This window comes from Ruminococcus sp. HUN007 (genome assembly GCF_000712055.1).
Lineage (GTDB): Bacteria > Bacillota > Clostridia > Oscillospirales > Ruminococcaceae > HUN007.
Map to the genome: position 1 here is coordinate 2,791,798 of NZ_JOOA01000002.1, position 12,670 is coordinate 2,804,467.

9 protein-coding genes, 1 tRNA gene and 2 rRNA genes are annotated in these 12,670 nt (G+C 46.3%); 5 read left to right on the forward strand and 7 right to left on the reverse strand.

Features of this window, described 5'->3' with window-relative positions:
• Positions 1–152: 152 nt before the first annotated feature.
• The 4 genes from CC97_RS16145 to CC97_RS16160 all read left to right on the forward strand — a co-directional run bounded on the left by CC97_RS16145 (position 153) and on the right by CC97_RS16160 (position 4,257).
• Positions 153–2,977 (forward strand): 23S ribosomal RNA (locus CC97_RS16145).
• A 62-nt stretch (positions 2,978–3,039) separates the two neighbouring features.
• Positions 3,040–3,156, forward strand: a 5S ribosomal RNA gene (gene rrf / locus CC97_RS16150).
• A 7-nt stretch (positions 3,157–3,163) separates the two neighbouring features.
• Positions 3,164–3,249, forward strand: a tRNA-Ser gene (locus CC97_RS16155).
• Between the two features lie 216 nt (positions 3,250–3,465).
• A complete protein-coding gene (locus CC97_RS16160) occupies positions 3,466–4,257 on the forward strand; it encodes a protein phosphatase 2C domain-containing protein (protein ID WP_044976229.1) in 792 nt (263 codons plus the stop codon).
• 187 nt (positions 4,258–4,444) lie between these two features.
• Here the strand turns inward: CC97_RS16160 and CC97_RS16165 are convergent, their stop codons facing one another.
• The 7 genes from CC97_RS16165 to CC97_RS16195 form a co-directional block, all read right to left on the reverse strand.
• Positions 4,445–5,014: an ANTAR domain-containing protein gene (locus CC97_RS16165; protein ID WP_044976231.1), complete on the reverse strand. Its 570-nt coding sequence runs from the start codon at positions 5,012–5,014 to the stop codon at positions 4,445–4,447.
• Between the two features lie 30 nt (positions 5,015–5,044).
• On the reverse strand, positions 5,045–6,331 hold the full coding sequence (locus CC97_RS16170) for a glutamine synthetase family protein (protein WP_044976234.1): 1,287 nt from the start codon (positions 6,329–6,331) through the stop codon (positions 5,045–5,047).
• A 168-nt stretch (positions 6,332–6,499) separates the two neighbouring features.
• Positions 6,500–7,918, reverse strand: a complete 1,419-nt coding sequence (gene murC / locus CC97_RS16175; RefSeq protein WP_044976236.1) for a UDP-N-acetylmuramate--L-alanine ligase — start codon at positions 7,916–7,918, stop codon at positions 6,500–6,502.
• The gene (locus tag CC97_RS16180) at positions 7,915–8,472 is read right to left on the reverse strand and encodes an NUDIX hydrolase (RefSeq protein WP_044976238.1); all 558 of its coding nucleotides are present in this window, start codon (positions 8,470–8,472) and stop codon (positions 7,915–7,917) included. The genes murC and CC97_RS16180 overlap by 4 nt, the downstream gene beginning before the upstream one ends.
• Before the next feature lie 33 nt (positions 8,473–8,505).
• The gene (locus CC97_RS21410; RefSeq protein ID WP_044976240.1) at positions 8,506–9,543 is read right to left on the reverse strand and encodes a YfhO family protein; all 1,038 of its coding nucleotides are present in this window, start codon (positions 9,541–9,543) and stop codon (positions 8,506–8,508) included.
• Positions 9,464–10,873, reverse strand: a complete 1,410-nt coding sequence (locus CC97_RS16190) for a YfhO family protein (RefSeq protein ID WP_049962979.1) — start codon at positions 10,871–10,873, stop codon at positions 9,464–9,466. Before CC97_RS16190 ends, CC97_RS21410 begins: the two co-directional genes overlap by 80 nt.
• A gap of 15 nt (positions 10,874–10,888) precedes the next feature.
• Complete coding sequence (locus CC97_RS16195; protein WP_044976242.1) at positions 10,889–11,368, reverse strand: metallophosphoesterase; 480 nt, start codon at positions 11,366–11,368, stop codon at positions 10,889–10,891.
• A gap of 435 nt (positions 11,369–11,803) precedes the next feature.
• On the opposite strand from CC97_RS16195, the gene CC97_RS21130 reads away from it, so the two are divergent.
• Entirely contained in the window at positions 11,804–12,613 is an 810-nt protein-coding gene (locus tag CC97_RS21130) for a TM2 domain-containing protein (protein ID WP_081850167.1), read from the forward strand.
• Positions 12,614–12,670 lie beyond the last annotated feature (57 nt).

Genomic DNA, 12,670 nt, shown 5'->3' on the forward strand with positions numbered 1-12,670 from the left:
AGGATACTTAAAAAGTATTCCTTACATAGCATCTTGAAAACTGAATATTAAGATATTAAAACTACGAGAAGAAGAACGACAATTTAAAAAAACAAGTTTTTTTAATAGTCAGGTAACAAATTCTACAGACATAATTTCGAACTGATACAAAAGGTAAAGCTAATAAGAGCGTATGGAGAATGCCTTGGCATTGGGAGCCGATGAAGGACGTGGTCAGCTGCGATAAGCTGCGCGGAGCTGTAAGCAAGCATTGATGCGCAGATTTCCGAATGGAGCAATCCGCATGATTAACAGTCATGCATCATACAGTGAATCAATAGCTGTATGAGGGGAACCCCCTGAACTGAAACATCTAAGTAGGGGGAGGAAGAGAAATCAAACGAGATTTTGTGAGTAGTGGCGAGCGAAAGCGAAAGAGGCCAAACCGGGAACAGCAATGCTCCCGGGGTTGAGGACTGCATTTAGCATTTTAAGTTTTAGCTGAAGTGCATGGGAAGGCACACCAGAGAATGTGACAGTCATGTAAGCGAAAAGACGAGAAAGCGAGCAGGATCCAGAGTACCGCCGGACACGTGAAATCCGGTGGGAAGCCGGGGGGACCACCCTCCAAGCCTGAATACTACCCAATGACCGATAGCGAAGAGTACTGTGAAGGAAAGGTGAAAAGAACCCCGGGAGGGGAGTGAAAAAGAACCTGAAACCATATGCTTACAAGCACATAGAGCACGTCAAGGTGTGATATGGTACCTATTGTAGAATGGTCCGGCGAGTTATCTTACTCAGCAAGGTTAAGTACTTAAGGTGCGGAGCCGAAGCGAGAGCGAGTCTTAACAGGGCGTTAAGTTGAGTGAGATAGACCCGAAACCGAGTGACCTAGCCATGTCCAGGCTGAAGTGGAGGTAAAGCTCCATGGAGGGCCGAACCGACCCCCGTTGAAAAGGTGGCGGATGAGGTGTGGCTAGCGGAGAAATTCCAATCGAACTCGGATATAGCTGGTTCTCCTCGAAATAGCTTTAGGGCTAGCGTTGTGAATGATTACCGGAGGTAAAGCACTGAATGGGCTAGGGGTCGAGAGATTACTGAACCCTATCAAACTAAGAATGCCGGATAATAAGATCACAGCAGTCAGACCGTGTGAGATAAGTCTCACGGTCAAAAGGGAAAGAGCCCAGACCCACAGCTAAGGTCCCCAAACAGGTTTAAGTGGAAAAGGATGTGGGGTTGCCCAGACAACCAGGATGTTGGCTTAGAAGCAGCCACTCATTAAAAGAGTGCGTAATAGCTCACTGGTCGAGTGACCCTGCGCCGAAAATTCAACGGGGCTAAAATCTGTACCGAAGCTTGGGATTGATACGCAAGTATCAGTGGTAGAGGAGCGTCGTATCGAGGGTGAAGTCATAGCGGAAGCGATGGTGGACGAGATACGAGTGAGAATGCCGGAATGAGTAGCGAGAATTATGTGAGAATCATAATGGCCGAAAGTCTAAGGTTTTAGGAGGAAGGTTCGTCCGCTCCTAGTAAGCCGGGAGCTAAGGTGAGGCGGAAACGCGTAGCCGATGCACATACGGTGGAAATTCCGTAGCCTCCGAAGTATTTAAGCATGAGGACACTTTTGAAGCGAATAGCCGGGCGCTGGTTGCCCCGGTCGTAAGGGACTGCAATAGCGGGAAGTATTAGTGGAGAGAGGCGAGAAAAGTCATGTGTATATACAAGGAGCCCGTACCGCAAACCGACACAGGTAGACAGGAAGAGAATTCTAAGGCCAACGGGAGAAAGGTTGTTAAGGAACTCGGCAAGTTGACCCCGTAACTTCGGGAGAAGGGGTACTCAGAAATGAGTCGCAGAGAATAGGCCCAAGCGACTGTTTAGCAAAAACACAGCTCTATGCTAAATCGAAAGATGACGTATATGGGGTGACACCTGCCCGGTGCCGGAAGGTTAAGAGGAGGAGTGAGAGCTCTGAATTGAAGCCCCGGTAAACGGCGGCCGTAACTATAACGGTCCTAAGGTAGCGAAATTCCTTGTCAGGTAAGTTCTGACCCGCACGAATGGTGTAACGATTTGGGCACTGTCTCAACAACCTACCCGGCGAAATTGTAGTACCGGTGAAGATGCCGGTTACCTGCGACTAGACGGAAAGACCCCATGGAGCTTCACTGTAGCTTAATATTGGATTTCGGTATTTCATGTACAGGATAGGTGGGAGACTGGGAAACACGGACGTCAGTTTGTGTGGAGTCGCTGTTGGGATACCACTCTTGAAGTGCTGGAATTCTAACCTGTGACCATGAATCTGGTCAGGGGACAATGTTAGGTGGGCAGTTTGACTGGGGCGGTCGCCTCCTAAAAGGTAACGGAGGCGCTCAAAGGTTGGCTCAGTATGGATGGAAACCATACCAGAGAGTGTAAACGCAAAAGCCAGCCTGACTGCGAGACTGACGGGTCGAGCAGGAACGAAAGTTGGAGTTAGTGATCCGGCGGTATGTGAGTGGAAATGCCGTCGCTCAACGGATAAAAGCTACCCTGGGGATAACAGGCTGATCTCCCCCAAGAGTCCACATCGACGGGGAGGTTTGGCACCTCGATGTCGGCTCATCGCATCCTGGGGCTGAATTCGGTCCCAAGGGTTTGGCTGTTCGCCAATTAAAGCGGTACGCGAGCTGGGTTCAGAACGTCGTGAGACAGTTCGGTCCCTATCTGTCGTGGGCGAAGGATATTTGAAAGGAGCTGTCCCTAGTACGAGAGGACCGGGATGGACGCACCTCTGGTGCACCAGTTGTCACGCCAGTGGCACAGCTGGGCAGCTAAGTGCGGATCGGATAAACGCTGAAGGCATCTAAGCGTGAAGCCGGCCTTAAGATAAGATATCCCATCGAAAGAGTAAGACCCCTCAAAGACTAAGAGGTTGATAGGCTTAACGTGTAAGCATCGTGAGGTGTTAAGCGAGTGAGTACTAATCGGTCGAGGGCTTTTCCTAGAGTATCAGGAAAGTCTGTAGAGAAATCGTAGAAAGAAATCGGAATATTCAGTTTAAAGATAGTCGGTGTTAATGGCAAAGAGGTCCCACCTGTTCCCATTCCGAACACAGAAGTTAAGCTCTTTTACGTCGAAAATACTCGGTTGGCGACGACCCGGGAAGATAGATAGACGCCGGCACAAATATGCAGAGGTATCGAAGCGGTCATAACGAGGCGGTCTTGAAAACCGTTTGGCTTAACGGCCACGTGGGTTCGAATCCCACCCTCTGCGCTTGAATATAATGGATCAGAGAAATCTGATCCATTTTTTTATATCATCGGGATTTTGTAAAAAATATAGACAAAGCAGAAACTATGTGCTATAATAAGAATTGAATGGGCCTTACCCGCATCGGTTTTACGTATGCCCGGGGTCAGTTCAGACTGTACATATGTAAACTTTGTTTGCTGAGTTCAGTTTATCAGGAATAAAAAGAGGTGAGGAAAAATGCAGCTGAAGATCTCTGTTGCCACAAACATTGGCAAGTTCAGGATCAACAATGAAGACAATTACTATGCCAATGGAAAAATACTGACTGACGGTGTTTCAGATGATTTTTCCATAACCTATACGGAAGAAGTGACAGATCATGCTCTGTTTGCCGTATGTGACGGCATGGGAGGCGAAAGCTGCGGCGAAGTTGCATCTGCAACAGCAGTGAACGTGCTTGATACTTTCCGTGAAAAGATTTTTTCTGCAGCCGATAATAAGGAACAGTCTGAAGCAGTAAACGAATACGCACGTACAGCAAGTCTTGCAATAAATGAAGAAATACTGAAAGCCGGCGGACGTAAAGGCGGTACAACGCTTACTCTTGCATGCGTTAAGAACGGCATTGTTTCAATGTATTACCTTGGTGACAGCCGTATCTATCTTTATCGTGACGACGTTCTTACCAGACTTACACGTGATCATACGGTCGCCTATGAAATGATCGATTCCAATGTTCTTACCGAAGAAGAAGCAGAGAAGAGTCCGGACAGGCACAGACTTACGATGTATCTCGGATATGACGACGATCCGTCGGACATCAAGGCCGGATTTGCCGGATCGTATACACTTGCCGAGGGTGAACGTTTCCTTATGTGCACCGACGGATTAAATGAAATGTGCAGCTCCGAAGAGATCCGTTCGATCCTTTCGACAGCCGGAGATGACGCAGCAAAAGCACTTGTTGACAAGGCGCTTGAAAACGGCGGCATGGATAATGTAACATGCATCGTACTTGAAGTCTGCTAAGGAAACACTGATCAAACCGGAAATCCGGCTTTGCCGGATTTCCGAAGGTGGGATTTGCGGGGCTTCGCCCCGAACCCCACGCTGATTTATGAATAAATCAGCGTTTCCATAAGATTATTATACAAATACAAACACCACATATATCTGAACGGGAAGTCTGATATATGTGGTGCTTTTTTACGTATTATTACTGCTCATACGTCTTAAGAATGTTCTGTGCGACCTCTGTTTTGGAGAGACGCTGGTCCATGGCCTGTTTTTCGATGTATCTGTGGGCCTGGGGTTCGGTGAGTTTAAGATACTGTATAAGGATACATTTCGCGCGGTTTACGAGTCTGGCTTCTTCTATTTTAGTCTGAAGCTTCGAGTATTCCTTCATTACGTTCATCATACGTGCTCTTGTTGCCTGCAGCATTTTGAGGGTATGATAGAAAAGAGTTTTGTTCAGCGGTTTTGCAAGTACGCAGACGCCGCATACTTCAAGTTTTTCTGATAATTCATCAGCTATGTCTGCCTTGCATATGAGCAGAACACCGGTGCTGGAACGTTCTGATATGGCTGCAGCAAGGTCACTTCCGAATTCATCCGGAAGAGGAGTACTGATTATTGCAACGTCGAATTCTGTGCGGTTTATAAGACGGCGTGCCTCGTTTCCGCTTGATGCTACGGTTATCTGACTGCTGCAGTATGACTTCATCAGATTCGTAAGCAGAGTGGCCGCCTGTTCGGAACCGCTTATTATAAGGGTTTTGTCCAAAGAATCACACCTTCCGTTCAGACTGCCCGGTCATATGATGCTGAAGTATTCATTGTACTCGTTTTCTTCCTTGTTGCTGGCATCATTGTAGCTGCTTATGCGTCTTTCAAATCTTTCGAATACCTGTTTCAGTTCAAGATCGGAAAGACTGCTCTTTACAAATTCACTGTTCCTGGCAGCTTCTACAGCTTCACTGAGTGATTCAGGAAGATCTCCGCATGAAACACCTGCTTCAGGAAGCGGAAGTTCCTTTTCTATGCCTTCAATACCAGCCTTCAGAATGAGATCGAGTACCATGTGGATGTTGCATGAAGGATCGGCAGAACGGATCTCAAGTTTTTCACCGGAATTCAGGCCGGTTATTATCCTGAGTGCAGCATCGCGACGTTCAAATGCCCAGTTTATTGTCTGGTGTTCCTCGGCAAGGCCGTTACGGAAGTATGAGTTTGTTGTAGGACCGAGGAAAACGGATATTTCACGCAGGTGTGAAAGAATGCCAGCGATGAAGTGAGCTCCGTCACCGGAGATCTGTCCGTTTTCAACTCTGAAAATATTTTTTCCTTCCTTTTCAATTGAAAGATTGATGAAGAAGGAACTCCTTGGCTGGTCGCGCAGCGGGTAAGCCATGAAAGATGCGTGAAGGCCGTTCTGGGATGCGATTGAACGTACTGCAGTCTTGAAGTTGAGCGTGTTGTCAGCCGCGGCGAGAACGCTTCCGGATTTGAATGTGATCTCGTTCTGTCCGTGGCCGTGAAGATGACGAGAAGTTTCCGGCTTTATTTCCATTTCGTCGATGGAAAGGCAGATCTCACGTCTTATGTTTTCACCGTGATCGAGAGGTGATACGTCAAGATAGCCTGCGTTGTCATTTGTTTTCCTTGTCGGTTTGCCGTCGTCGCCGAGTTCGAAAAGATAGAACTGTGCTTCAGTTCCGACATTGCATGTGTAGCCGCTTACGTCAAGTTTGTCCGAAGTATTTCTGAGTCTTGCGCGGAGGTCGCCTTTGAAAGGGGTCCCGTCATGATTTTTAATGTGGCACAGGAAACGTACCACACGTCCTGCACGCGGTCTCCACGGCAGTACTGAAAGTGTAGCCGGGTCAGGAATGAGACAGAGGTCACCGTGTGAGTAGTCATTTACTCCGTAGAAAACTGAAGCGTCAAGCGGCATTCCTGAAGTCAGCGCAGTGTGCAGTTCGGAAGGCATGATCGCAAGGTTTTTAAGATTTCCGAAAAAGTCAACAAACGCAAGCCTTATAAACTGTACGTCGTTTTCGTTTACAAAGCTGATAATATCAGCTTCCGAGTAATTGTTCATAATGAAACGTCCTTTCAGTTCAGGGTACTTTTCCTGTAAGCTCCGGATATTAAGGAAACGCCGATTTATTCAAAAATCAGCGTGGGGTTCGGGGCGAAGCACCGCAAATCCCGCCTCCGGAAATCCGGCTTCGCCGGAGTTCCGGTTTGATCAGTGTTTCCCTGAATTTTACTTAAGTTTATTGTAAACAGCTTTTGCCACCTTGTAAACGTCGCCGCATCCGAGTGTGATTATAAGGTCTCCCGGAGCTGCGTGTTCGCAGAGATAATCAGTTACTGTATCGAAGTCGGCCTGCTTGCATTCATTTGTCTGAACGGCTTTCTTTTCCTTGTCAAAGTAAATGCATCCGTCGATCTTGTCTGCAAGGTCCTTTGTGAAGATGTTGTATGTGTTCTTTTCGCGTGAACCCATGATGTTTGTAAGAACCACCTTGTCAGGAATGGAAAGGGCCTTTGCAAAATCATCAAGGAGCATTGATGTTCTTGAGAATGTGAACGGCTGGAATACTGCCCATACGTTCTTGTAACCCATCTGCATTGCAGCATTGAGAGTAACAGTAAGTTCTGCAGGATGATGAGCGTAGTCATCGGCTACTGTTATATCGTTCTTCTTTCCGATTATTTCAAATCTTCTCTTTGCACCGCCGAATTCCTCAAGACCTTTTGTGATGAATTCAGGTGAGGCGCCGGCACTGTGGGCAGCGGCAGCAGCTGCAACTGAATTTAAAATGTTGTGTTCACCCGGAACGTTTATAGTAACGTCACAGAGTTTTTCGCCCTTGTGCATAAGCTCGTACTTAGCCTGTGTACCGCTCGGTCTGTTTATGTTTGCCGGATAGTAGTCGCATGATGATGAAGTACCGAATGTGATTATGTTCTTGTTTTCGATTCCTGCAACAGCTTTCATTGTGTTTGCGTCATCAGCATTTACAATGAGTGTCTTTGATGTCTTTTCAGCAAATTTTCTGAATGAAGCGATAATGTTGTCGAGTGTGCCGAAGTAGTCAAGATGATCAGCGTCGATGTTAAGGATAACAGATGTATCCGGGTAGAGCTTAAGGAAGGTGTCAACGAATTCACATGCTTCGCAGACGAGTATATCACTGCTTCCTGCCTTGCCGCTTCCGCCGATGCAAGGGAGCTTTCCCCCGATAAATGCGGAAATGTCAATGCCTTCAGTGTGGAGGATCTGTGTGATCATTGAAGTGGTTGTTGTCTTGCCGTGGGTACCTGAAACGCAGATGGCGTTTTCGTACCAGCTTGTAACGATTCCGAGGAGTTCACTTCTTTCGAGCACCGGCACACCGCTTGCCTTTGAAGCGATAAGTTCCGGATTGTCAGCCATGATAGCTGCTGTGTGCACGATAAGGTCTGCACCTTCAATGTTTTCAGCACGCTGTCCGAGATAAACCGGAATGCCCATCTTTCTTACGGCATCAAGAGTTTCAGTCTCGTTGTTGTCTGATCCTGTGAGATAGTATCCCTTTGCGTGGAGTATCTGTGCCAGCGGATACATACCTGAACCGCCTATTCCGATAAAATGTATGTGCTTTTTTCCTTCTAATATACTTGTATTCACTTTTATCATTCCTTTGTTTTCTGCTGCTTAGGATTATTCATCAGCGCAGCTTTCATTATTATTATCATTGTTTTTGAATCTGTTATTCTGCCGTCGAGTACCATTTCAAGGGCTTCTTCAAAAGGTATCCGAACGACGTCGAGAAATTCGTCGTCATCAGGATCCGGTGCTGAGAATGTCAGTCCCTTTGCCAGATACATGTGTATTATTTCGGTGGTGTATGCCGGTATAGGGGCTATTTCACCGAGATATTCAAAAGAAGCGGATGTGGTACCGGTCTCTTCAAGAAGCTCACGCTTTCCGGCTTCGAAGTGGTCTTCGCCTTTTTCGAGTTTGCCGGCCGGTACTTCCAGAGTTGTCTTTCCGAGCGGATAGCGGTACTGTTTTACCAGAAGTATTGTACCGTCGTCGTTTACCGGAAGTATGCAGACTCCTCCGTAATGCACTACAAATTCCCTGACGGCTGTGCTGCCGTCTTCAAGGAGTGCGTTGTCTCTTTTTATTTTAAAGATCTTACCGTCATAAACGATGGTACTGTCTTTGGTTTTCTCTTCAAGATGCATTGCTTTCCTCCTGTAAATGCAGTGAGTGAAAAATCAGGCTTTCACTGTAACTGATTTGTTTTCTGTTTCTTTTTCAGATCCGCGGATCTGCCGCGTGCGTCTGAATTTTGCGTTAAAGAAGATGTATATGACAAACAGGATCAGTGCTGTGGCTGAAATTATGATCCCTTCACGCAGACCGTAGGTGAAGTATGTGAACCGGATCTCACTTTTTCCTGCAGGTACGACTACAGCCATAAATCCGCCGTTTACTTTATCTATATCTGCTTTTTTACCGTTAACATAGGCTTTGAAACCCTTGTCGTACGGAACGCTGAAGAAAATCAGGGTTTCCTTTTCCGTTTCAGCCGAAGCTTCAAATCCGCGTGCTGACGTTCTGAAATCTGTGCATGAAGTTCTGCGGCGAAGGCGGCAGTCTTCAGTGTATGTATCTCTGTTAAGCTCTGACGGCTGTATCTGACATCTGGAAAGAATGCCGTCAAGCCGTTTTGCGGTATCCTCCGAAAGAAGTACTGCATGCATGAGCGCATTTGCCTTCGAAGCACCGTAGCATTTTTTCAGGTCTGTTTCAGTGATGTATGAATCGTAGGCAAAGCCGACCGGAACAAAATCTCTGTTTTCATATACTGCAAAATTATCACCGGAAGAGATCTTTTCAAATCCGGGCATGGATAATGGTTTTTCTTCTCTGACGGTGCCGTATTCATACTGGTTAAAATAGTACTTTACCGAAAGCAGTCCGCGCAGAGCGTAGTATGAAGTATCAGCACGGGAAGCGACATCACGTTTGATGCCGACTGTGCTGTAAAAATCCATAACTGAAGGAGAAACGGTACTCTGAAAACAACGCATGGACGGAAGTCCCCAGAACATAGGAAAGTTGTCTGCGTTTTCAGAAATGTCGGTTCTGAAGAATTCACCGTCAGTGCTTACTGCTGATGATGAAGTGTCATTTACTGAAGCATCGATATAGCGGTCCGGATAAGGTCCGTCATAAATACCGAAGTAAAACACTGCTGAAGTGGAGATCAGTCCGGCAAGAGCAGTGAATATGACTGCTTTTTTTTTCATATGGTTTTCCGGATCTTTTCAGGATGAAAATATATCCTCCGGCAGCAAGAAGCAGAGCGGTGATCCCGACAGTCAGATACAGATAGTATCTGTGGCTGCCGAAAGCCATCCATTTTACCTCATCCTTTTCCTTTGCGGGAAGGAATGAGACGGCAAGGAAAACTGAAAGCATAAAAGCACATATACGGAATCCTGACTTTGTTTCAATGTCCGTGCTTTCCAGAACCTGAGCTGTGACAAGGGACATTATCAGTACCGGCATGTAGAACCATCTTGCATAGTACTCGGCGTTGAACAGGCAGAAAGCGGAATTGAGCACCGGCACGAATGAGAAGATGATACAGGTCTTTATAAGTCTTGACTGCCATGAATCCGGTTTGTGCTTTAAGAACGAAATGACGGCGGCCATGGAGAACATCGGAAGATAACCGGCAATCGATGACCACTTGGCTGATCCGTCACTGAACAGGTTCGGACGTGCAGGGGAGTCAGGAATCATGAAGAAGCTCTGGATTATGCGCCATATTCGTGTACGGTCACTGTAAGCCAGCATGTCTATTCCGTAAAGATGCTTTGATACTCTGTAGTTTCCGAGTACAGAAACAGCTGCAGGTACGAGCAGCACTGAGGCAGCCGCAGTGCCGAGCAGGGTTTCGGCAGCAAGTGTCAGAAATTTCTGTTTTGTGATACGGAAGTCACTGCAGCGTGAACGTATCAGAAAATAGATAAGAAGAAACACTGCCTGACCGGCAAAGAAAAAGTAATTTGTAACTGCCATGAGGGCGACGGTAAGCGCGAAAATTCCTCTCCGTTTTTTTGTAACGTGCTCTTCCAGTGCAGTAAGCATGAGCGGAAAGAGTGCTGTTACATCGTGAAAATGGTTGAAGAAGATGTTGTATGCCTGAAATCCTGAAAAAGCATAGAGCAGGCATCCGACGGCCGCTGAACTGTCGCGGGATGTGAATCTTCTGATATACGTATAGGAAGTCAGAGCTGCAAAGGCGTATTTGAGTGCCAGGATCCACGGTACTGTATACAGTACGTATTTTCCGGGAACAGCCATTGTAAGCCAGAAAAAAGGACTTCCGAGAAGATAAAAGGAATAGGAGTTTATGAAATCGCTTCCGAGATCAGTACCCCAGTCCCAAAGAATATTTCCTGATGAAACACATTCGTGCATGTGTCTGAGAAAAGGGAGCTGCTGCGAATTGAAATCTCCGTAAAAGATAAGATAGCCTTTGTTGTACACAAGATCCGGAATGACCATTATGCTGAACATCAGAAAGGCAGCAGCAAAAACACGCAGACAGGAAATTTTTGATTTTTTCATAGATCCGATAAGGTGTCAGAGAGCTGCGATGCTTATGAAAACACCGTGATTGCCAATGTCGATAAAGGCGTAGGTGCGTTCACTGGTACCGCGCGGACAGGCTGCGCTGCCGGGATTCAGTATGTACATTCCGTCTGAATAGGTATTCTCAGTCAGATGAGTGTGCCCGTAGCAGACGATGTCGCAGCCGTTTCTGCGGGCTGCTTCGACAAGCTCTTTTGTTGATCCGTGAACACCGTAACGGTGACCGTGAGTGGCAAAAATGCTGTGCTTTTCATCTACAGGTATGACCAGTTCAGAGGAAAGGCTGATGTCGTCGTCGCAGTTTCCGCGGACACAGTAAAACTTTTTGTCCGGGTAGATAATGTGAGCCATATCCATGCTGCCTTCAGCATCGCCAAGATGTATGTACATATCAGCGTCAGGCTGAGCTTCTATGATTTTCTGCACTGAGCTGAAAAGTCTGTGAGTATCAGACATCACTACGATTCTCATGATTGGTTTGTCTCCTTTCGTATCTGCGCATTCCTGATTATTATACCATAAATTTCTGTAAAATACAACTACATTTCCTTAATGTCTGATGTGCTGTAAGAGAAACACTGATTAAACCGGAAATACAGATCCGCCGTATTTCCGGCTGGGAAGACGGCAGGGCTTCGCTCCGTGCCCAACGATGATTTATGAATAAATCATCGTTTCTTAAGAAAATAAACATTAATATAAAATTAATGCGATGTTCATAATTTGTTAATAAACACAGAGGCTTTTTATTATATAATAAATTATATGTAGATCACAGAGGAAACACGGGCCGTTTAAACAGTGCAGTTCGGTGAATGCACGCATATGATCTCTCTTTTTCAGATCCGGTAAACGGGATCTGTCTTATCATCAGTGTTTCCCTAACGGAAAGGAATGTAGAAACAGATGGACGAGAATAATACAGACAGAAAAAGCATTAATCTTACAAAAGAAAACGGCAGGGCACGTGTAAGAGAAGCGTATCCTGTCTATAACAACAGTAATACAGATTCAGCATCTCTTGAAAAGCAGGAATACAGAAACCGTCAGGATTATCAGTATAATCAGCCTCCGGTTCCTCAGTACGATGATCCGATGCCTGCAAGAAACAATTACGGCGCTGCGCCGGTTCAGCAGAATTACCCGGCTCAGACACAGTATCAGACTCCGAACGACGATCTCGGACGTTACTATAACTATGAAGCACCTGTTCAGAATGTTCCGCAGCCGGTACCTCAGATAACACAGCCGCCGATACCGCAGATGAACATGATGAATGCAGGTCCGCAGATGAACATGAATAATCAGATGAATCAGCAGATCAATAATCAGCCGATGAAATTCTGCAAGTTCTGCGGTGAAAGGATCCCGGCCGATGCAGTTATCTGTACTCACTGCGGCCGTCAGGTAGAGGAGATCAGGGGTGCAGCAGTGAACCGTTCAATGGATCAGCAGTCACCTGTGGTCAACGTAAACAACAATTTCGGCGGATACGACATAATGGAAAGTGACAAGTCCAAGTCAACGAGCGTACTTCTTGCAGCTCTCGGATTCCTGGGCTTTGCGGGTATACATCGTTTCTATGTCGGCAAACCGCTTTCAGGACTGCTCTGGCTCTGTACCGGAGGACTCTGCGGTTTCGGCACACTTGTGGATGTTATTCAGATCGCAAGCGGTACTTTCAGAGACGGTGCTGGACGAATAATAAAAAGATAAATTTACTGTTGACAAACAGAAAATAATATGATATAATAATCAATGTTGTGAGTTTAC

Coding starts and splice junctions, on each gene's coding strand:
- CC97_RS16180 (WP_044976238.1), bottom strand. CDS start 8,472: ATGCATCTTGAAGAGAAAACCAAAGACAGTACCATCGTTTATGACGGT.
- CC97_RS16170 (WP_044976234.1), bottom strand. CDS start 6,331: ATGAACAATTACTCGGAAGCTGATATTATCAGCTTTGTAAACGAAAAC.
- CC97_RS21130 (WP_081850167.1), top strand. CDS start 11,804: ATGGACGAGAATAATACAGACAGAAAAAGCATTAATCTTACAAAAGAA.
- murC (WP_044976236.1), bottom strand. CDS start 7,918: ATGATAAAAGTGAATACAAGTATATTAGAAGGAAAAAAGCACATACAT.
- CC97_RS16195 (WP_044976242.1), bottom strand. CDS start 11,368: ATGAGAATCGTAGTGATGTCTGATACTCACAGACTTTTCAGCTCAGTG.
- CC97_RS16160 (WP_044976229.1), top strand. CDS start 3,466: ATGCAGCTGAAGATCTCTGTTGCCACAAACATTGGCAAGTTCAGGATC.
- CC97_RS16190 (WP_049962979.1), bottom strand. CDS start 10,873: ATGAAAAAATCAAAAATTTCCTGTCTGCGTGTTTTTGCTGCTGCCTTT.
- CC97_RS21410 (WP_044976240.1), bottom strand. CDS start 9,543: ATGAAAAAAAAAGCAGTCATATTCACTGCTCTTGCCGGACTGATCTCC.